Raw genomic sequence first — 1449 nt, forward strand, 5'->3', positions numbered from 1 at the left:
GGCTGGGGCTGGGGGAGCGGCGACGGGCTTTTCCTGTGCGGCGGGCATGGTCGGGCGTCCGGCCGGCTTCTTCTTCGGCGGCGTCCTGGACGTGCCCCGCTGTGCTGCGGCGGGTTTCGGCTTCCGCGGCGCGGCCTCGTCCTCCGCAGGCGAATCCTTCCGCTCCTCTGCCTCCAACTCGTCAGCGGTCAGGTCGCGCCTGGCGTCCCTGTGCGCGTCCGAGCCCTCCGCGTTCTCACGCGACCGTCCATCCTCGTCCCGCAGGGCCGTCTCACGCTCGTCAGCGGCGTCGCGCTCCTGCTCCGCTTCACGCGACTGCGCGCTGTCACGCCGCTGATCGTCCTCAATCTCCCGGACGTCTTCACGGTCCTGGGCGCGTCCCTGGGAAGCCGCCTGCTGCCGCCTGGCCGCAGCCTCGCGTCCGTCAGCCGCTTCGCGGTCCTGAGCGATATCACGCCCTTGAGCGGTCTCGCGTCCTTGGTCCGTCTCGCGTGGCTCGGAAGTCCGGCGGTCCTCTGCGAGTTCGTGGTCTTCGGCGATCTCGCGGTCTTCCGCCGACGCGCGTCCTTGAGCGCTCTCTCCGTCCCGGACGGTTTCGCGCCCCTGGCGGGTGTCGCGTTCGCGAGTGCCCACGCGCTCCTGCGCGTCCTCGCGGTCCTGAGCGGTCTCACGGTCTTCAGTGGGCGCGCGCCCTTGGGCGGCCTGCCGGTCCTGGGTGGATTCGCGCCCCTGGCGGGTGTCGCGCTCTAGCGCGTCCTCGCGGTCCTGGGCGGTCTCGCGTTCCCGGTCCGACTCGCGTAGTTGGGAGGTGCGGCGATCTTCTGCGAGTTCGCGGTGCTGGGCGATCTCGCGGTCTTCAGCGGACGCGCGCCGTTGAGCGGCCTGCCGGTCGCGGTTGGTGTCGCGGTCGCGAGCGGCCTCGCGTCCTTGCGCGTCCTCGCGGTCCTGGGCGGTCTCACGGTCTTCAGTGGGCGCGCGCCCTTGAGTGGTCTGCCGGTCGCGGTTGGTTTCGCGCCCCTGGTGGGTGTCGCGCTCTAGCGCGTCCTCGCGGTCCTGGGCTGTCCCGCTTGGCTGCGGGGTGCGGTGATCTTCGGTGGATGCGCGTCCTTGGGTGGTCTCCCCGGCTCGGGCAGCTTCGCGGTCCTGGGTTGCTTCGCGCAGTCGTGCTGCTTGTGCCTGGGCGCTGCGGTCCCGAGCGTCTTCGCGGTCCTGGGCGGTCTCGTTGTCCTGGGGCGTGTCGCGCAGCTGCGTGGATTCGCGGTCGCGGGAGGTTTCGTAGTCCTGCGCGGTGTCACGGTCCTGGACGGGACGGCGTTCTTCCGCGGGTTCGTATGCCTGCGTGGTCTCGTAGGTCTGGGGGGCCTGGCGCAGGGGACGGGTGTCGCGGCCCTGGGGTGTTTCGCGTTCGTAGGTGGTCTCGCGTCCGTACGCGGGCTCGCGGGACGGGGA

1 protein-coding gene is annotated in these 1449 nt (G+C 71.6%); it reads right to left on the bottom strand.

Annotated features, from left to right (window positions below; all coding sequences use genetic code 11):
• Positions 1 to 1449 (bottom strand): hypothetical protein (locus tag E1298_RS49140; protein ID WP_165976001.1); only part of this gene is annotated, 1449 nt, incomplete at both ends.

This window comes from Actinomadura rubrisoli (assembly GCF_004349215.1).
In the GTDB taxonomy this organism is placed as follows: domain Bacteria; phylum Actinomycetota; class Actinomycetes; order Streptosporangiales; family Streptosporangiaceae; genus Spirillospora; species Spirillospora rubrisoli.